Here is a 19,106-nt window from a genome sequence, read left to right as displayed (position 1 = left end):
TGGTTATCCATCTGCCGATGGAAACAAAATTCGCTTGTTAGGGGAAAGTTCCCCTAATACCCCATAAAAAGAACAATGCCAAAGTATGCCGTCATGCCGTGTGCGGCACGGCGGTCACAGAAAGGAATCCAAGAATGAGTAATTTCTTATATTTTATCCTCGGCACAACGCTCGGCGGGATGTTCGGCGTGGCGGCTATGTGCGTGTTGCAGATTAATAGGCTGTCCGAGGGAAAGGGGGATGCAGATGCGGAAACGGAATGTGCAGATACTGTTCCGACTGACCGAGGAGGAAGCTGAATACCTCTGCTCCCTTGCAGATAGGTCTGGGCATTCCAGACAAGCCCTGCTCCAGTCAATGGTCATGGGCTACCGTTTATGCGAAAAGCCAGACCCAGAGTTTTATAAAATCATGCGGGAGCTGTCAGCAATCGGAAACCGCATCAACCAGCTTGCGGCAAAGGCGAACGCCCTAAATTTTGTAGATACGCCGATGCTCTATGACGAAGCCAAGCGGTGGAGGGACTTCCGTCTGGACGTGGGCAGATGCTACCTTGTTCCGAGGAAGATGTCTGGCTGATGGCGGTCTGCGAAATCTGGGACGTAAAGGGCAGGCTCGACCACCCCATCGACTACGCCGAGAATCCAGAAAAGACCGCCAACCCCAAATACACGGATGCGGACTTGCAGGCGATGGGCGACGTGATGAAGTACGCCACCAACGGCGACAAGACCGAGCAGCAGTTTTTTGTCACGGGCGTAAACTGCGACCCTGCCACCGCAAGGGACGAGATGATGATAGCCAAAGCACAATGGAACGACCAGAGCGAAATAGTCTGCTACCACGGATTCCAGAGCTTCAAGGCGGGCGAGGTCACGCCAGAGCAGGCACATGAGGTCGGTGTGAAGTTGGCGGAGCAGATGTGGGGCGACAGATTCCAAGTGATTGTGGCGACACATCTGAATACGGAGTGCCTGCATAACCACTTTGTTGTCAATTCTGTTTCCTATGTGGATGGAAAGCACTATCACGATAACAAGAAAAACCTGCGTCTGCTCCGTAAGCGTTCGGATGAGTTATGCCATGAGTATTCCTTATCGGTCATTGAACACCCAAGCGGCAGAAAGAAACCCTATGCTTTATACCAAGCCGAGAAGAACGGTCTGCCCACAAGGGATACCGTGGCACGGCAGGCGGTGGACGAAGCTATCTCAAAATCGTTTACGCTGAAAGACTTTGACCGCCAGTTGTCGGAGATGGGATACCGCATCAATTTTGACCCCAACCGCAAATACTGGACGATTATCGGGAAAGGATGGCAAAGACCGAAGCGGCTCTATAAGCTCGGAGAGGATTACACCAATGAGAGGATAACGGAACGCATACGGGAAAACTCCTATGCGGTAAAGTTCCAGAGCTTTTCCAAAGAACAGCCACAGGTCAGAGTGATAAAGGTAAAAGGCACATTAAAGGATGCCAAGAAAATCGGCGGACTGCGTGGGCTGTATCTCCACTACTGTTACAGGCTCGGCATCCTGCCAAAAGGGAAGAAACAGAATTATGCACGGCTGCATTATCTTCTGAAAGACGACTTGATGAAGATGGATGCCATAACAGATGAAACAAGGCTGCTCTGCCGCAACCACATCGACACGGCGGGGCAGCTTTTGTCCTATAAAGGCTCTCTGGAATCCGAGATGCAGGAGCTGACCGAACAGCGTAAGGGGCTTTACTCCCAATCCCGAAAGTCAGTCGGGGAAGAAAAAGAAGCGGTCAAGGCTCGGTTGTCGGAAATCACAGAGCGGATGAAAACATTGCGGAAGGAGGTCAGATTGTGTGAGGGAATCGAAGCCCGCAGCGATGCCCTCAAGGAAAAATTAACTGTCATACGGGCAGACGAAAAGGAACAGCAAAGAAAGGAGCTGATGAAGCATGAACACAGGCGGCGAAGCGGCAGAGCAAATCGTAAGGATGAGCTTGGAGGGATTTGAGGTCGCAGCCAAAATCACGGGGGCGGGTGCGAAGAATATTGCCATCCTGCTTTACTCCATTCTGAAAGAGGAACAGAAAACCAAAGGAAAGGCAAGGCTCACAAATATGCTCCGCTCTGGAAAGGAGCTGAAAGTCTTTACCGTTAAAAGCGGCGACTTGAAGAAGTTTACGCAGGAAGCGAAGAAATACGGCGTACTCTACTGCGTCTTAGCGGACAGGGGAAATAAAGACCCCAATGCGGAGGTGGATGTGATAGCCCGTGCGGAGGACGCATCAAAAATCAGCCGCATTGTGGAGCGTTTCAATCTTGCTTCCGTAGATACGGCTTCTATCGTGAACGAAGCAGAGAAATCGAAAGGAGAAAAGGGCAAGACGAAAAATGCCAAGACAGCAGGAGAAATAGATGCAGGGGCAGAGAACGGACAGCCAGAGCCAGACATTGGCGTGCAGGAAAAGGCGGAGAAAGACAGGCTCATGGACGCTTTGATGGGCAAGCCAATAAAGAAAGAAGAAAATGCCCCAAACCCCTCATTGGCAAAGACAGAAAAATCCCCTCTGTCCGAGCCTACCTTAAAGCAGCAAAGGAAGTCCGCAGAGGGGGCTACTATGACTAAGGCGGAAAAACCGTCAGTCAGGGAAGAACTGCGGAAGATAAAGGAGGGCAGAAAGGAGCAGGAAGCAGACGTTTCCCCTGCAAAAGAGAAATCTTCTGACAGGGCAAAGAAACCAACCGCAGGAAAGACGGAGCATAAACAGCCCCAGAAGCGGAAACGGAAACCAAAATCGAAAGGAGCAAGATAAGCATGAGCATTTATGATGTATTCAGCGGCGGCAGCAGAGCCTTTAATAAAGAAGAATGGGCTGCCGCAAAGCAGGAACAGCGGAAAGAAGCCTATGAGCTGATTGACAATACCTGCTCTGAAATGATGGCAAACGGCGACAGCTTCCGTCAGTACCTTGACGTGCAGGGGCATTTTGACCGTTACTCCGTCAACAATGCAATTCTGGTGTCGGCACAGATGCCCGAAGCGACACAGTTAAAAGATTATGGGAGTTGGAAACAGAGCCGTGTCTATGTGGACAAGGACGCACAGAAAGTGACTATCCTTGAGCCTGGGAAAGAGTACCAGCGTGACGACGGCTCAAAGGCGGTCGGCTACAACGCTAAGATAGTTTATGATGTTTCCCAGACCTCGGCAAAGGACAGGCAGCAGCCGCAGGAACAGAAAACCATGCGTGAGCTTGTGTCGGCGATGATTGACGCAAGCCCCGTTTCCTTTGTGCCTGTCGATGACCTTGAGCTGCCTGCGTTCTATGACAGCTCACAGCAGACCATTTTTATCAAGACGGGGCTTTCCGAGGAACAGCTTTTTGTCAGCATGGCAAAGGAAGTGTCGGCGGCGGTCTTTGACTGCAAGCATAAGGAGAGCCGTGACGATTCCGATTTCAAATCGTTCTGCGTCGCCTATATGGTAAGCTCCCGTTACGGCGTGGACACAAAGGGATTTAAGTTTGACAAGCTCCCAAAAGAATTTGAGGGCATGGAAACGCAGGCGTTTAAGGGCGAGCTTGGCTCGATGCGTGACGTCCTCGGCGAAATCCAGTCGGATATGTATAAGAGCCTTGAGAAGAACAAGCCGCCCAAATCCAAAGGGCAGGAACGCTAATCGGAGGTGCAGCCTATGAAAGAAGAACGATACCATCTGGCATTGGATAAATATGATAAGAATATTGTCCTAAATGCCCTCAATACCCTGCGGACACAGCAGATACAGGAGGAACGCCCCACCGAGCCTGTTGACGAGCTGATAAGCAGGGTGGCATACGCCCCGACCAAAAAAGTAAAGGTCGCACCGTGCAAGTACCATGAAGAACGGTGACGATTATAAGGCGGGCTTAATCCTCTCTCTGTTCGGCATTATCCCTGTCGTGTGGATTGCCCTGCTGACAGCACCTTATGTCAGCGGCGGCATCGTGGAGATTATACAGAATCTATCCGTGGCAATCGAGAATCCGTTTTCCATAACGGTATGTGAGGACACTCCCAGAATCGTCCTCATTTTTCTGATTGCCTATGGCATGGGAATCGGCGTCTATTTTTCCACACGCAGGAACTACCGCAAAGGGGAGGAACACGGCTCTGCAAAATGGGGCAATGCAGGTACGCTCAATAAAAAGTACCGAGATAAGGATGCATCAGAAAACAAGCTGCTGACCCAGAGCGTCCGCATCGGGCTTGACGGGAAGAAGCACAGGAGGAATCTGAATATCCTTGTGGTGGGCGGCTCTGGTGCGGGAAAGACCAGATTTTTTTGTAAGCCGAATGTGATGCAATGTAACACTTCAATGGTAATCTTAGACCCGAAAGGCGAGATTGTCCGTGACACGGGAGGGCTGCTTGAGAAGAAAGGCTATGAGGTGCGTGTCCTTGATTTAATCAATATGCACAAGAGCCATTGCTACAATCCGTTTGTCTATCTTCGGAACGACAATGACGTGCAGCGGCTTGTGACGAATTTATTTAAAGCGACTACGCCAAAAGGCTCACAGTCGCAAGACCCGTTCTGGGACACGGCGGCGAGTATGCTGCTTCTGTCCCTCGTGTTCTATCTGAAATACGAAGCCCCGCCAGAGGAACAGAATTTCCCGATGGTGATGGAGCTTTTAAGGGCGGGCGAAGTACGGGAGGACGACGACGGCTATGTAAGCCCGCTTGACGAACTGTTTGACCGCCTTGAGATGGTAAACCCAGAGCATATCGCTTTGAAATATTACCGTGATTACCACAGCGGGAGTGCCAAGACTTTAAAGAGCATCCAGATAACCCTTGCCGCACGGCTTGAGAAGTTTAATCTGGAAAGCCTTGCATCTCTGACCGCCACGGACGAATTGGATTTGCCGTCTTTGGGGGAAAAGAAAGTCGCACTGTTCGCACTGATACCAGACAACGACACCAGTTTTAATTTTCTGGTGTCACTATTATACACGCAGCTATTCCAACAGTTATTTTACCTCGCCGACCATAAGTACGGCGGGAGCCTGCCTGTCCATTGCCAGTTCATTATGGATGAATTTGCGAATGTTTCGCTACCAGATGATTTTGATAAAATCCTCTCGGTCATGCGTTCCCGTGGCGTATCAGTCAGCATCATTTTACAGAATTTGGCACAGCTCAAAGCATTGTTTGAAAAGCAATGGGAAAGCATTGTCGGCAATGCCGATGAGTTCCTTTATCTCGGCGGCAATGAGCAGAGTACCCATAAGTTTGTGTCGGAGCTTTTAGGCAAAGCGACCATCGACACAAACACCTATGGGAAAAGCTCTGGGCGGAGCGGCAACTATTCCACCAACTACCAGATTTCGGGGCGTGAGCTTTTAACCCCAGACGAAGTGCGTATGCTTGACAACCGCTACGCACTTCTTTTTGTGCGAGGGGAACGCCCCGTCATGGATTTAAAGTATGACATCTTGAAACACCCGAATGTGAAACTGACTGCCGACGGGGGGAAGCCGCCGTATATCCACGGCGAGCCGACACAGACGGTCGCAACCCTTGTGTTTGGCGGGGATATTCCAAAAGACGCTGTTACGCTTAACCCTGTCAGCACTTCCTATGAGCTTCTGTCCGATGAGGACTTGGAAGAAATATTCAATTTATAAGGAGGATTTACCCTATGAAATTTTTTAAGAAAAACGAGAACAGCCAGAGCAAAGCAACCCAGAAGCTGCCGATGACTGGGAGGATGAAAAAGAACTTCTGCCGTTACTGCGTGGCGGTGCTTGCCGTTACGATGATGTTTGGAACATCCGTGACTGCTTTTGCCGCCAATGACCCGATTGCCGTGGTCAACAACCTGTCAAACTTTATCTTCGGTCTGATTAAGGCTGTCGGGATGATTATGCTCGGCTTCGGCATCGTGCAGGTGGGCTTGTCGCTGAAATCCCACGACCCGTCCCAGAGGGCGAACGGCTTTCTGACCCTTGCAGGCGGCGTGGTGATTACCTTTGCAAAAGAGATTCTGACCCTTATCACAGGTTAATCCAGAACAGATTGAAATAGCAGGCTGATATAAGACAGGGACAACGGGGCAGATCCGCTTTGCGGAACTTGCCCCACTGTCCAATTTTAAGAACGGAGGTGGTCGAATGTCAGATAACTGGGTAGTCCAGAACTTGGAGAACGCCCTTGACACTTGGAATGAGAAGTTAGCCGAGATATGGCAGCTCATCACCCAGTCCCCAGAAACCTTTAAAGGCGGTGCGATATGGAAAGTCATCGTTGACATCCACGGTGCATTGCAGGCGATAGGGCTTGCCCTGCTCGTGCTGTTCTTTGTCGTGGGCGTGATGCGTACCTGCGGCGACTTCGCACAGGTCAAGAAGCCCGAACACGCAGTAAAGCTGTTTATCCGCTTCGCCCTTGCCAAAGGTGCGGTGACTTACGGCTTGGAGCTGATGATGGCTTTATTCCAGATAGTGCAGGGCGTGATTTCCACGATTATGAAAGCCGCAGGCTTTGGGGCGGCACAAAAAACAGTATTACCGACAGAAATAGTGACAGCCGTGGAGGACTGCGGCTTTTTTGAGAGCATCCCCCTATGGGCGGTGACGCTGATAGGCGGGCTGTTTATCACGGTGCTGTCGTTCATCATGATAATGTCGGTGTACGGCAGGTTCTTTAAGCTGTACCTTTATACCGCAATCGCTCCCGTCCCTCTTTCCTCTTTTGCAGGAGAGCCGAGCCAGAATGTGGGCAGGAGCTTTATCAAGAGCTATTGTGCCGTGTGTCTTGAGGGGGCAATCATCGTGCTTGCCTGCATCATCTTTTCGGTGTTTGCGGCTTCTCCGCCCGTCGTCAACCCCGATGCGGCAGCGGTCACGATGGTATGGGGCTATATCGGGGAACTGGTTTTTAATATGCTCGTCCTTGTTGGTGCGGTCAAGATGGCAGACCGTGTTGTGCGTGAGATGATGGGCTTGTAAGGGAGGGAACGTATGCAGCGTGTTTATATCTTTAAGGACGGGGTACAGCAGGCAAGCACAGCCACAAGGGAAAGTGCGGTTGACCTTATCCGCCAGTACCAGAAACTGGAAACACACCCGATTTTAAGGGCGGAGTTCAGCATCATTGCAGGCGAGGAAGAATTTATCCCCTATCCGTCGCAGAAGAAGCCGCCTAAGAGAAAATCTGGAATGGAGCGATAGGAGGTGCTGTTATGTACGATTTTGAAGCGGAATACCGCAGGATATTTGAAACGCCGCTTGAAGAAATCAAAGAGGATATATTTTTTCGGGCAGACAATTTTGAAAATGAAGCGTGGTACGGGGATTTGCAGATGTATCTGGCAATCGGCGTCTGCAAGCCAGAGAAAGATTGCGTGCCAGATTTGCAGAAAGCCTTGAAAGTCTTAGGCTTCCCTGCCCAAACGAGGGAAATCGACGGGGATTTGTTTTTAGTCCCCCAGAGGGAAAGGCAGAAGCAGACCCCGCCCCGCCAAAAACAGGAAATGGAACGATAGGAGGTGTTTATGATTGGAAGTAAAGATAAATAAGGAAATCCGCAATTACACGGAGAGCATGTTTTTCGGGCTGTCGATGCGGCAGTTCCTTTTTTCCGTCCTTGCCTGCGGCGTGGCGGTGGGCTTGTTTTTCCTGCTCCGTGGGAGGTTCGGGACGGAAACCGTGAGCTGGATGTGTGTCCTTGGGGCTTCGCCCTTTGCGGTGATGGGATTTGTAAGGTACAACGGCATGACCGCAGAGCAGTTTGTGTGGGCTTGGATAAAATCGGAATTTCTGATGCCAAAGAGGGTGCTGTTTCTCCCAGACAATCTCTACTATGAAGCATTAAAAGCAACGATTGAAGCCCACGAAAAGGGAACGCCCGCCGTGCAGAAGAGGCGGAAGAAACGGAAACACAGGGCGAAAAGGCGTAAGGAAGCAGGGAAACGGAGAAAGCAGGCGGAAAAAGCCAGAAAGAAGAATGAAAAAGTAAGAAAGCGTAAGGAGGTAGACCATGATTAAGACGCTCAGGAATCTGTTTAAGCAGGATAAGGAGAAATTTGCCGTGCCGAAATCGGTGCAGGCGGTCATCCCGTTAAAGACCATGTGGGAGGACGGCATTTTCCTTGTGGGCAGGAACAAATATGCAAAGACATTCAAGTTTGAAGATATTAACTATGCCGTGGCGAGCCGTGAGGATAAGGAAGCTATGTTCCTCGAATACTCGGAGCTTTTAAATGCCCTCGACAGCGGGGCGACCACGAAAATCACTATCAACAACCGCAGGCTCAACAAGGCGGATTTTGAGCAGACCATCCTTATCCCGATGGCAGAGGATAATCTGGATAAGTACCGCAAGGAATATAACAAGATGCTTCTGGATAAGGCGACGGGGGCGAACTCTATCGTGCAGGATAAGTATGTGACTATCTCCGTATGCAAGAAGAATATCGAAGAAGCGAGGAACTATTTTGCCCGTGTGGGTGCTGACCTTATCGGGCATTTCAACCGTCTTGGCTCAAAGTGTACGGAACTGGATGCCAACGATAAACTGCGTATCTTCCATGATTTTTACCGCACAGGCGAGGAAACGGCGTTTTCCTTTGACATGGCACAGACCATGCGGAAAGGTCACGACTTCAAGGATTATATCTGCCCCGACTCCTTTGAGTTTGAGAAAGACTATTTCCGTATCGGCAACCGTTATGGGCGTGTGATTTTCCTTAGAGAGTATGCGGCATATATCAAGGACAGCATGGTGGCGGAGCTTTGCGAGTTAAACCGTAACATGATGCTTTCCGTTGATGTCGTCCCTGTCCCTACGGATGAAGCCGTGAGGGAGGTTGAGAACAGGCTTTTAGGCGTAGAAACCAACATCACGAACTGGCAGAGGAAGCAGAACCAGAACAACAATTTTTCCGCTGTTATCCCCTATGACTTGGAGCAGCAACGTAAGGAAAGCAAGGAGTTCCTTGACGATTTGACGACCCGTGACCAGAGGATGATGTTTGCGGTGCTTACGATGGTGCATACCGCAGATACCAAAGAGCAGCTTGACAATGATACAGAAGCTCTGCTCACGACAGCGAGAAAACATCTCTGCCAGTTTGCCGTACTGAAGTATCAGCAGATGGACGGTCTGAATACCGCCCTGCCGTTCGGCGTGAGGAAGATTGATGCCCTGCGTACCCTCACTACGGAGAGCCTTGCGGTGTTTATCCCGTTCCGTGTGCAGGAAATCTACCATAAGGACGGTGTGTATTACGGTCAGAACGTAATCTCAAAGAACATGATTATCGCTAACCGCCGCCATCTTTTGAACGGCAATTCCTTTATCCTCGGCGTGTCTGGTGCGGGCAAATCGTTCACGGCGAAAGAGGAAATGACGAACATCATTCTGACTGACCCTAACGCTGATGTCTTGGTAATAGACCCCGAACGAGAGTACGCCCCTCTTGTAAAGGCGATGCAGGGCGAGGTTATCCACATCTCGGCGACGAGCGACAACCACATCAATGCAATGGACATGAACTCTGATTACGGCGACGGTGCGAACCCCGTCATCTTGAAATCAGAGTTTATTTTGTCTTTGTGCGAGCAGCTTATCGGAGGTGCGAGCCTTGGGGCAAAGCAGAAATCCATCATCGACCGCTGCACGGCAAGTGTCTACCGCTATTACCAGCAGGGCAACTATATGGGTACGCCGCCGACCTTGCAGGACTTCCGTGAGGAACTGTTAAAGCAGGACGAGCCAGAAGCGCAGGAAATCGCCCTTGCGATTGAGCTTTTCACGGACGGTTCTCTCAACACCTTTGCCAAGCATACCAATGTGGACACCCACAGCCGCCTTATCTGCTACGACATCCTTGATTTGGGCAAGCAGTTACAGCCTATCGGTATGCTTGTGGTGCTTGACAGCATTTTAAACCGCATCACCCAGAACAGGGCGAAAGGCAGGAACACATTTATTTTCATTGACGAGATTTATCTGCTCTTTCAGCATGAATACTCGGCAAATTTCCTCTTTACCCTCTGGAAGCGTGTGCGTAAGTACGGGGCGTACTGCACGGGCATCACGCAGAACGTGGACGACCTCTTGCAGAGCCATACGGCGAGGACGATGCTTGCCAACAGCGAGTTCATCATCATGCTGAACCAAGCGTCCACAGACCGCATTGAGCTTGCGAAGCTCCTTAACATCTCCGACCTTCAGATGAGCTATATCACGAATGTCGGTGCGGGGCAGGGATTACTCAAAGTCGGCAGCTCCCTTGTGCCGTTCGTTAATAAGTTCCCACGCAATACGGAGCTGTATAAGCTGATGACGACTAAATTTGGGGAGGTGTAAATCTATGTCAGAGATAAGGTTTCGCAACGCAGCCCACCGTGATTTTTTTCTGGAAAATATGATGAAATGTAAAGTCAACGACTGTTACCACAGGGCATTTTTCTATGTGATGGGGATAGCGGAGGAAACAAGGAAAAATATCAATTCCATGTTTGATTTTAAGACAGACTGCATTGAGCCAGAGGGGATGCACGCAGGGTGGCAGACAAGCGGCACGGTCAAGGTCTGCAACCTTGCCTTTAACCTCTGGAACGGCTACGCAGAGGAGGGGCGTGAGAAATATTCCACGCCAGAGGAATTGTTCTGCTGCGAGTTTGCCCCGTATTTCATGGAGGGCATCAAGGTAAGGTATCCCGAATATTGCAGGGATTTACCTGTCCCTAAAAAGCAGACGGAGCATACACGGTAAATAAAAAATAGCAAAGAGAGGATATGCCTATGAATTTGAAAAACTATAAAACCATTATCTGTACTGCCGCCGCTGTCGCCCTCTTGGGAGCAGCGGTTTTTTGCGGCTTAAAGATTTACAGCCATTACCAGCAGATAGATGTGCAGACCGAAGTCTTTGCGGAGATTGCCGAGGTCGTGGAGAACGCCGAGCCAGAGGAAGAACCGCCAAAAGATAAAGATACGCCTGTCAGCGAGGGCGAGGATATTCTTGCGAAATACAAGGAGCTGTATTTGCAGAATGAGGATATGGCGGGTTGGATTGCCATTGATGGAACAACCATCAATTACCCTGTCATGCAGAGCAGGAATAACCCGAATTTTTATCTGAAGCACAACTTTGAAAAGCAATACAGCGATTTGGGAGTGCCATATATCCAAGAGGACTGCGACCTTGCTGCAAGCGATAATTTGATTATTTACGGACACCACATCAAGGGCGGCAGGATGTTCGGGGCATTGGAAGATTACAAATCCAAGGGCTTTTATGAGAAGCATAAGACCATCCAGTTTGACACCCTCACGGAGCAGGCAGAATATGAAATCATTGCCGTATTTAAAACCGTGGCGTACAGCTCACAGGGCTACCGCTATTATGATTTTGTCAATGCAGAGAATGAAACAGAGTTTGATGCCTATATTGGGAAGTGCAAGGAGCTTGCTTTGTATGATACGGGCGTGACCGCTGAATACGGCGATAAACTTATAACCCTGTCTACCTGCGAATATTCCGCACAGAACGGCAGGCTCGTAGTCGTGGCAAAAAAGGTAAACTGATATGACCGCAAATCCTCTGGGAAAGGAGGTCGGTGTTTATGGCTGATATAAAGACCAGAGATGCGGTCAAAGGAACGATAAAGACCCTTGATAAAGCCGCTATTTCAGGGGAACGCATGAAGTCTGCCTATGCCAAGACAAAGGATAAGGCAGGGCAGGGATATTATGCAGAGGAAAATTCCCCCACGGAATATGCTTCTGATAAGGTTTCCCATGTTTCGGGGCGTATCAAAGATGAGGGAATCCACCAATTTAATAAGCATGGGCAAAGGAGCGTTACGACCACAAAAGAGAATATCAGTAAAGCAAAGGATAAAATCGCTGAATTTAAGACCAAACGTGCGGCAAAAGCCGCAGAGCAGAAAAAAGCACAGGCTGTTGCAGAACAGAACGGCTCGCTGATCCGAAACGGGGCAGCGAGCCGTTCTCCTGCCCCCGATGTTCCCATGCAGGGCGAAGTGCCCCAGACAGGAGCAAGCCAGTTGATAAAGACAAGGCAGCAGGGGAAAAAGACCATCAAGACCACAGCCAGAAATGCGGAGAGAACCGTCAAGACCACAGCAAAAGGGACGGTCAAGGCGACGGAAAAAGGCGTAAAAACCGCAAAGGCGACATCAAAGACGGCGATTAAGACCAGGTCGCAGACCGCAAAGGCGGCACAGAAAACGGCGAAAGCATCTGCCAAAGCCGCCCAGAAAACAGCACAGACCGCAAAAGCCACGGCAAAGGCGACAGCCGAAGCAACGAAAGCCACGGTCAGAGCCACCATTGCTGCGGTTAAGGCAATCATAGCAGGGACGAAAGCCCTTATTTCTGCGATAATCGCAGGCGGCTGGGTTGCCGTATTGATAATCCTTATCGTTGTCCTGCTTGGGTGTGCCGTTTCCCTGTTCGGCGGCGGCAGCGACAGCACTTCCTATACCCCTGTCAGTGCGGAGGTGGAAGCCTACACGCCACTGATACAGAAGTATGCGAAGCAGTACGGCATCCCCGAATATGTGGAGCTTATCAAAGCGGTGATGATGCAGGAATCTGGGGGAAAGGGCAGCGACCCGATGCAGGCGGCGGAGGGGAGCTTCAACAAAAAGTACCCCCATGAGCCGAACGGCATCAAAGACCCCGAATATTCCATCGAATGCGGCGTGCAGGAATTAAAAGCCGCCCTCACATCAGCCGAGGTGGAAAGCCCGATTGACATGGAGCGTATCAAGCTCGCCTTGCAGGGCTATAACTTCGGCAACGGCTATATCTCATGGGCAAAGACCAACTACGGCGGCTATTCCTATGCAAATGCGGTGGAATTTTCCGCTATGCAGGCACAGCGGTTAGGTTGGGAAAAGTACGGCGACACGCAGTACCCCGCCCATGTGTTACGCTATTACCCATACGGGCGGGCATTTACAAGCGGCGGCAATCAAGCAATTGTAGAGGTCGCCTTGACGCAGCTCGGCAATGAGGGCGGACAGCCTTATTGGAGTTGGTACGGCTTTGACGGACGTGTGGAATGGTGTGCCTGCTTCGCTTCTTGGTGTGCCGACCAGTGTGGTTATCTGGAGAGCGGCATCATCCCGAAATTCTCCCTCTGCTCGGATGGCGTAAACTGGTTCAAAGGCAAGGGGCAATGGCAGGACAGGAACTATGAGCCACAGTCGGGCGACATTATTTTCTTTGATTGGGGGAATGACGGCTCAATCGACCATGTGGGAATCGTGGAGAAATGCGAGAATAGAACGGTCTATACCGTTGAGGGTAATTCTGGCGATGCCTGCAAGCAGCAGAGCTATCCAGTCGGGAGTGGCTCTGTCTACGGTTACGGATGCCCTGCTTATTGATGACAGAATGGGTGAAAGAAAAACCAGAGGTCAATCCTCTGGCTGCTCTTTTGCCTTACATATCCCCTGCGCCGTCCCTGCTATGATAGTCAGTTCCGCATCATCAAAAGTATCAAGAAGCACATCTAAACGCCGACGTAAAGTTGTTTTCCCTGTCGGAGCGTCTGGGTGTATGTACTGGTCTACGGATATGTGGAACATTGTCACAAGCTGAATAAACAGCCGAAAGCTCGGATACTGCCCCTCTTTCTCCACGGATTGCAAATGCCTTGCCGAAATGCCAAGCTCCTCGGCTAATTCTTCTCTTGTAATCCGCTGTTTTTCACGGGCATCTTGGATTGCCTGCCCCAATTCCATAAAGTCAAAATTTTCTATAATTTCGCTCATTTTTTCACCACCTGTTTATGTTGATTTTGCTCTTTTATATTTTACAGAAGTGAAAGTTCTGCTTAAACGATGTATAATTTCTATACACAGGAGATTTGATTTCTTATAACAAGGGATAAAAGTTCATACTTGCATATTTGATATAGTTCGTTTAAACAGTTACAATATATACAACATATAATAGGAGGTCAGATATGTTTGAATATATGACGGCACAAGAAGCCGCAGAAAAATGTGATGTATCACTTCGATGGGTATAGAGGCTATGTAAAGAAAATTGGATTAAGGGTGCTATGAATACAACCGTGTTAGGCTTATACTGATAATTGCTGAGAAGCCCATTGATAAAAGAAAGAAGAAATCCTAATCAAAAACTAATAAACACCTGCTATAATTTAGCATGGAGGTCTGTATATGGATAAGAAAATATTGATAATTGAGGATGAAGCGGCAATACAGAAAATACTCTCTGAGCCGCTTACCTTTGCAGGATACAAGGTTACTGCCGCTTCGGACGGATTACAAGGCATTAACACTTTTCACGAACAGGTTTTTGACCTTATTTTATTGGATATAATGCTGCCTAAGATTGACGGATATACCGTATGTGAAATGATACGGCAGGAGTCGCAAATACCGATTATTCTTTTAACTGCACTTGATACGGAAGATGACCAGATTAAAGGTTTTGACAAATTGGCAGATGATTATATCACAAAGCCATTTTCCATAAAGCTCGTATTAAAGCGTGTGGAAGCTCTTTTACGGCGGACATCATCAGATATGGTGTCAGACTGTATTCGTTACAAAGAAATATCTTTGAGCGAAACAGAACGAAAAGTTACTGTTTCGGGAAACGAGGTAGCACTTACCCACTTAGAATTTGAGATATTACTGTTATTCCTTAAAAACAAGGGGCGTGTTTTTACAAGAGATGACCTGCTAAATCTCGTTTGGGGCTATGACTTTGTAGGAGATGAAAAAGGTGTGAATTTCCACATTATGAATTTACGCAAAAAGTTGAATGTCGATTATATTGAAACGGTTAGAGGGGTGGGATACAGAATTGCGAAAGAAAATTAAAAACAGTCTAAGTATAAAGGTGTTTTTGTGGGTGTTCTCCGCCCTTACTATTTGCAGTATGCTGATTTATGGAATTGTATTGACAGTCTTACCCAAGCAATATCAAGTTACATCAAATAAGCAACTTGATACAAATACAGAAATTCTTGTTTCAAAATTGCAGAGTATGCGTTATGAGGAAGCGGTTAATGAAATTTATAATTTTTGTATTCAAAACAATTCAACGGCAATACTTAGTGACGATAATGAAACATTGACCTTCGGTGAAATAAAATCAGAAGCTTTTACAGTTGCAACATCAAGTATAGCAACAACAGTTACTTTTTCAGACAGCAAAACAGAATATGCACTGGTGGTATCTTCTCTATCGCAAACGGCTGATATAATACTAAGCCTTATGCTTCGCTTTTTGCCTGTTGTTTTTGCAATTATTTTATTGCTATCATCTGTAAGTGCCTTTATTTGCAGCAGGGTTATCGTCAGTCCTATCGCTAAAATCAGTCAGATTTCTAAGCGAATGACATCGCTTGATATGACTTGGAAGTGCGATATTGAAAGTAACGATGAAATTGGCGTACTTGCTTCCAGTCTGAATACAATGGCAAGCCGATTGCAGGAAACGATGGAAGAATTAACAAACGCCAATCGTCAACTAACTGACGATGTAGAAAAATGCAAGACATTGGAAGAACAACGCAGAAACTTTTTTTCAGCAGTATCCCATGAATTGAAAACCCCGCTTACTATCCTAAAAGGGCAAATCGAAAATATGATTTTGGGATATGGGGATTATCAAAATCACGAAAAATATCTGCCCGAAGCACTAAAAGCCACGGAGGATATAGAACATCTTGTGAAAGAAATCATCGCCATATCCAAAATGGAAAGCATGGACTTAGAGGATACCTTGCAGGAGGTTTCGCTAAAACAAACAGTAAATGATACGATACAGACTATTTTGCCGCTTGCACAGGATAAGGATATTCAGATACACCACAATATCAATACCGATATGGTTTTGTCCGTCAATCCTAATCTTTGGAATAAAGCCCTTTCTAATATTATTGGGAACGCTGTCAGACATTCTCCCTGCGGTAACGATGTTTTTGTCACTTTTCAATCCTATGATAACAGAAATACCCTCATTATCGAAAATACTGGAGCGTCCATTCCAGAAGCTGACCTTCCGCATATGTTTACGCCATTTTATCGGGCAGACAAATCAAGGAACAAGGCAACGGGAGGAAGCGGTCTGGGGTTATATATTGTCAAAACAATTTTTGATCTGCATGGTATGACATATCTCATAAAAAATACGGAGCAAGGTGTAGCCTTTTTCCTTTATCTGAACGCAGATAAGCCGCAAATCGGTCTGCGTTTATGAGCATGTAGCAAATCGGAATGCGAATGTCCGCTTTATTTAATAGTAGCTTCATTCTACAAAAAGCTGTCAGCAACTCGCTGGCAGCTTTTTTGCAATCAAATCAAAGCCTTACGAAAATCAAATCAAAAACTAATCAAAGGTCTGTATGATAGATTGCAGAAAGGAGCTGAGTAACTTAGATGAATTTTACACAAAGAGCTTTTGCTTACATATCACGCAAAAAAGGAAAAACCGTGAGCCTGTTTTTGGTGGTATTCGTAGTTGCGGTTTTTCTGATTTCGTGTTTTGGCGTTTTGAAAGCCTCAGAAAGATTGTCAAGGGATATTCGCACTTCTCTCGGTGCGGCTTTCTATATAAGAGCAAACACCGAAGTGTCAATGAACGAAAAAGGCGAAACAGAAGTAAAGGAAAACCATGTCCATATTACCCAAAAGGAAATAGATGAGATTATGCAGACGGGAGAAATCAAATACTATAATCCCATCAATTACGGTTTTGTTAAAAGTGATACAATCCAATTTGTTCAAGGCGATAAACACACAGCCGAAAACAATATGGGAAAGGTGGCAGCACTTCGCTTTTCTGCACTTGCCCCTAATTTTACGGACGAAACAGCCGTACTGGTAGAAGGAAAGCATATCACCGAAACGGATAACGGAAAAATCCTTATCAGCGAACAGTTGGCAAATGCAAATCATCTGTCTGTTGGGGATACGCTGACGCTGACCCACGCCAAGCTCGGTGAAGCTGACGGAGCGTACATTGATGAAATACCAGTTAAAACAGCCTATACCCAAGTAGAGGTGTTGGGAATATATAGACTGAGTATCGAGGACACATCTATTAAGCCAACTGCGGGCGTTGCTGATAACGAGATATATGCGAGCCTTGATGTCTTGAACGAGTTAAACGAGAGTGAAGCAGGTATTTACACGGGTGAAGTTGATTTCTATATTACTGACCCTGCCAAACTCGAAAGCATTACCCGTAATGTTCAGTTATTACAGTCTATTGACTGGACAACACATTTTATCCGTACCAATGATTTTCAATATTCCAAGATAGCAGACCAGTTATCTTCTCTCGGAGATTTAGTAAAGATACTGCTTGTCCTTGTGTCAGTTGTCAGTACGGCATTTTTGACCTTGCTATTAACCATGCGTATGCGTGGCAGAATGCAGGAAGCAGGCATTTTGCTTGCGGCAGGAATTTCAAAAGGGCAAATTATGGCGGGATTTTTGTTGGAGGTATTGTCAGTTACAATAATGGCACTGATTTTATCCTATATTGCTTCTTTGTGTGTTACTGGCTTTTTAGGACACAGTTTGTTTGGCGAAATGCAACCTAACCTGTTAAACGAAGAAACGATAACGGCAGGAATACAAAACAATCTTGAAATTGAAAACTATCTAAAGCTGAGTGCTGTAGAAACATTGCTTATTTATTTTTGCCAATTCATCGTAATTGCAGCTTCAACATTGGTATCGTCTATTATGATAATGCGGCTGAAACCAAAAGAAATTTTATCAAAAATGAGTTAGGAGGATTTTGAAATGAGCTTTATAAAAAGAGCAGGTCTGTACTGTTTCAGACAGCGGTTTAAGACGGTCATATTATTTTTGGTATTGACGCTTATAGCGACTTTTATGCTTACAGGCATTGCCGTTCGTGACGCAGCTAAAGGTGCGACAGCAAATGTTCAGACAGCTATTGGCGGAAAAATTATGCTTGACCTTGACACGGACGGACATATGGGAGGAGGTCAGCAAAACCAATGGGGAACAGTTTACGGGTACAACGGAGATTTGATTACACAGGAAATTGTAGACGCAATCGGAAAGGTTGATGGTGTTGTAGATTACAATTCTGAGGACACAGCGAGTTATTATGGTGCAGGCGTTGATTTCAAATATCTGCCCGCTGCCTTTGGTCTGAGCTATACACAGTATGGGGAAGCATCAAGTTATACTGCAACATTATCATCTGAAAAATGCTCCAAGTTCCAAAGCGGCAAGTATAAATTAGTAGAAGGCAGACATATTACGCCAGACGATAAGCACGCTTGTTTGATTTCAAAGGAGCTTGCCGACTATAACAAGCTGTCTGTTGGCGATAAGATTAAAATGTACTCTCTGGATTCGGACGCTATATCGGAATTTGAAATCGTGGGGATTTTTGACGGCACAGAGGGTACTTCGGGAAACCCTTTAACCGTAGATGAAATTCCTGCCAACTGCGGCTATATAGATTATGCGACGATGTTTGAACTATGGGGAGAGGAATTGAATGGGTATCAGCAGTTGACTATCTATGTGGAAGACCCTGTTAGCATCCAAAATGTTTACGATAAAATCTCTGCTTTGCCAGAGCTAAAGGGCAAAACCTTGAAGCTCAGCATTGATACCGATGAGTACGATGTTGTTTCTACACCTTTAGAGTCCCTGCAACAACTGGTAAATATAACAATTATTATTATTTCAGTTGTTAGCGTTGTGATACTTACCCTGCTACTTACAATCTGGATTAGAGGACGAAAAAAGGAAATAGGGATTTTGCTTTCCGTTGGCAAGAGTAAGCTGAATATTATTTTACAGATTTTTACAGAAACTATTGTTGTAGCGGTTATTTCGTTTATAGCATCTATACCGTTTAGCTTTTCTGTAGCGGAAAAAGCAGGAGCGTTTTTAGTATCCAGAGTTACTACGGGAACAGCAAATCTTGATGTGCAGATTAACGCAGCTTATCTGCTCCCTTTATATTTAATTGGAATTTTGCTGATTGCAATAGCGGTTATTGCTTCATCGTGGACTGTTGTTCGTGGGGAGCCGAAAGATATTCTTACGAAAATGAGTTAAGG

The 19,106-nt window shown here is 47.1% G+C and carries 20 protein-coding genes and 1 pseudogene; 20 read left to right on the top strand and 1 reads right to left on the bottom strand.

The features are described from left to right. Positions 1–134: 134 nt before the first annotated feature. From D7X94_RS19535 to D7X94_RS11940, 16 genes and pseudogenes are all read left to right on the top strand, one after another. Complete coding sequence (locus D7X94_RS19535; RefSeq protein ID WP_120427936.1) at positions 135–299, top strand: DUF3789 domain-containing protein; 165 nt, start codon at positions 135–137, stop codon at positions 297–299. Further along, complete coding sequence (locus D7X94_RS12010; RefSeq protein ID WP_120427935.1) at positions 247–579, top strand: plasmid mobilization protein; 333 nt, start codon at positions 247–249, stop codon at positions 577–579. The genes D7X94_RS19535 and D7X94_RS12010 overlap by 53 nt, the downstream gene beginning before the upstream one ends. Beyond that, positions 546–1,991, top strand: coding sequence for a relaxase/mobilization nuclease domain-containing protein (locus D7X94_RS12005; protein ID WP_442857909.1), 1,446 nt, complete (start codon positions 546–548; stop codon positions 1,989–1,991). The genes D7X94_RS12010 and D7X94_RS12005 overlap by 34 nt, the downstream gene beginning before the upstream one ends. After that, entirely contained in the window at positions 1,933–2,793 is an 861-nt protein-coding gene (locus D7X94_RS12000) for a PcfB family protein (RefSeq protein ID WP_120427933.1), read from the top strand. The genes D7X94_RS12005 and D7X94_RS12000 overlap by 59 nt, the downstream gene beginning before the upstream one ends. Positions 2,794–2,795: 2 nt before the next feature. Next, on the top strand, positions 2,796–3,659 hold the full coding sequence (locus D7X94_RS11995; protein ID WP_120427932.1) for a hypothetical protein: 864 nt from the start codon (positions 2,796–2,798) through the stop codon (positions 3,657–3,659). A 15-nt stretch (positions 3,660–3,674) separates the two neighbouring features. After that, positions 3,675–3,872, top strand: coding sequence for a hypothetical protein (locus D7X94_RS11990; RefSeq protein WP_120427931.1), 198 nt, complete (start codon positions 3,675–3,677; stop codon positions 3,870–3,872). Then, positions 3,859–5,652, top strand: a complete 1,794-nt coding sequence (locus D7X94_RS11985; RefSeq protein ID WP_120427930.1) for a VirD4-like conjugal transfer protein, CD1115 family — start codon at positions 3,859–3,861, stop codon at positions 5,650–5,652. Before D7X94_RS11990 ends, D7X94_RS11985 begins: the two co-directional genes overlap by 14 nt. 14 nt (positions 5,653–5,666) lie before the next feature. Next, complete coding sequence (locus tag D7X94_RS11980) at positions 5,667–6,032, top strand: glutamyl-tRNA amidotransferase (protein ID WP_120427929.1); 366 nt, start codon at positions 5,667–5,669, stop codon at positions 6,030–6,032. 106 nt (positions 6,033–6,138) lie between these two features. Then, positions 6,139–6,975, top strand: a complete 837-nt coding sequence (locus D7X94_RS11975; protein WP_120427928.1) for a hypothetical protein — start codon at positions 6,139–6,141, stop codon at positions 6,973–6,975. A 12-nt stretch (positions 6,976–6,987) separates the two neighbouring features. Beyond that, positions 6,988–7,197, top strand: coding sequence for a hypothetical protein (locus D7X94_RS11970; RefSeq protein ID WP_120427927.1), 210 nt, complete (start codon positions 6,988–6,990; stop codon positions 7,195–7,197). A gap of 11 nt (positions 7,198–7,208) precedes the next feature. Beyond that, positions 7,209–7,511 carry a hypothetical protein gene (locus D7X94_RS11965; protein ID WP_120427926.1) on the top strand — a complete coding sequence of 101 codons (303 nt, stop codon included), beginning with the start codon at positions 7,209–7,211 and terminating at the stop codon, positions 7,509–7,511. Between the two features lie 13 nt (positions 7,512–7,524). Further along, positions 7,525–7,866, top strand: a pseudogene (locus D7X94_RS11960) (PrgI family protein); the annotation flags it as partial. A 139-nt stretch (positions 7,867–8,005) separates the two neighbouring features. Continuing rightward, on the top strand, positions 8,006–10,339 hold the full coding sequence (locus D7X94_RS11955; protein ID WP_120427924.1) for a VirB4-like conjugal transfer ATPase, CD1110 family: 2,334 nt from the start codon (positions 8,006–8,008) through the stop codon (positions 10,337–10,339). A 4-nt stretch (positions 10,340–10,343) separates the two neighbouring features. Next, positions 10,344–10,748, top strand: coding sequence for a DUF6075 family protein (locus tag D7X94_RS11950; protein ID WP_120427923.1), 405 nt, complete (start codon positions 10,344–10,346; stop codon positions 10,746–10,748). 35 nt (positions 10,749–10,783) lie between these two features. Beyond that, a complete protein-coding gene (gene srtB / locus D7X94_RS11945) occupies positions 10,784–11,563 on the top strand; it encodes a class B sortase (RefSeq protein ID WP_120427944.1) in 780 nt (259 codons plus the stop codon). A gap of 38 nt (positions 11,564–11,601) precedes the next feature. Beyond that, positions 11,602–13,395 carry a lysozyme family protein gene (locus tag D7X94_RS11940; RefSeq protein ID WP_120427922.1) on the top strand — a complete coding sequence of 598 codons (1,794 nt, stop codon included), beginning with the start codon at positions 11,602–11,604 and terminating at the stop codon, positions 13,393–13,395. Positions 13,396–13,425: 30 nt separating this feature from the next. On the opposite strand, the gene D7X94_RS11935 is transcribed toward D7X94_RS11940, so the two are convergent. Continuing rightward, a complete protein-coding gene (locus D7X94_RS11935; protein WP_120427921.1) occupies positions 13,426–13,782 on the bottom strand; it encodes a helix-turn-helix transcriptional regulator in 357 nt (118 codons plus the stop codon). A 414-nt stretch (positions 13,783–14,196) separates the two neighbouring features. On the opposite strand from D7X94_RS11935, the gene D7X94_RS11925 reads away from it, so the two are divergent. The 4 genes from D7X94_RS11925 to D7X94_RS11910 all read left to right on the top strand — a co-directional run bounded on the left by D7X94_RS11925 (position 14,197) and on the right by D7X94_RS11910 (position 19,104). Further along, on the top strand, positions 14,197–14,865 hold the full coding sequence (locus D7X94_RS11925) for a response regulator transcription factor (protein ID WP_120427920.1): 669 nt from the start codon (positions 14,197–14,199) through the stop codon (positions 14,863–14,865). Then, entirely contained in the window at positions 14,849–16,249 is a 1,401-nt protein-coding gene (locus tag D7X94_RS11920; protein WP_158591012.1) for a sensor histidine kinase, read from the top strand. Before D7X94_RS11925 ends, D7X94_RS11920 begins: the two co-directional genes overlap by 17 nt. Before the next feature lie 179 nt (positions 16,250–16,428). Continuing rightward, positions 16,429–17,790, top strand: a complete 1,362-nt coding sequence (locus D7X94_RS11915; protein WP_120427918.1) for an ABC transporter permease — start codon at positions 16,429–16,431, stop codon at positions 17,788–17,790. Between the two features lie 12 nt (positions 17,791–17,802). Beyond that, a complete protein-coding gene (locus D7X94_RS11910; protein ID WP_120427917.1) occupies positions 17,803–19,104 on the top strand; it encodes an ABC transporter permease in 1,302 nt (433 codons plus the stop codon). Positions 19,105–19,106 lie beyond the last annotated feature (2 nt).

This window comes from Acutalibacter sp. 1XD8-33 (assembly GCF_003612555.1).
GTDB lineage: Bacteria > Bacillota > Clostridia > Oscillospirales > Acutalibacteraceae > Acutalibacter.
Note: the sequence above shows the minus strand (reverse complement) of the source record. Positions and strands in the feature narration are given on the sequence as shown.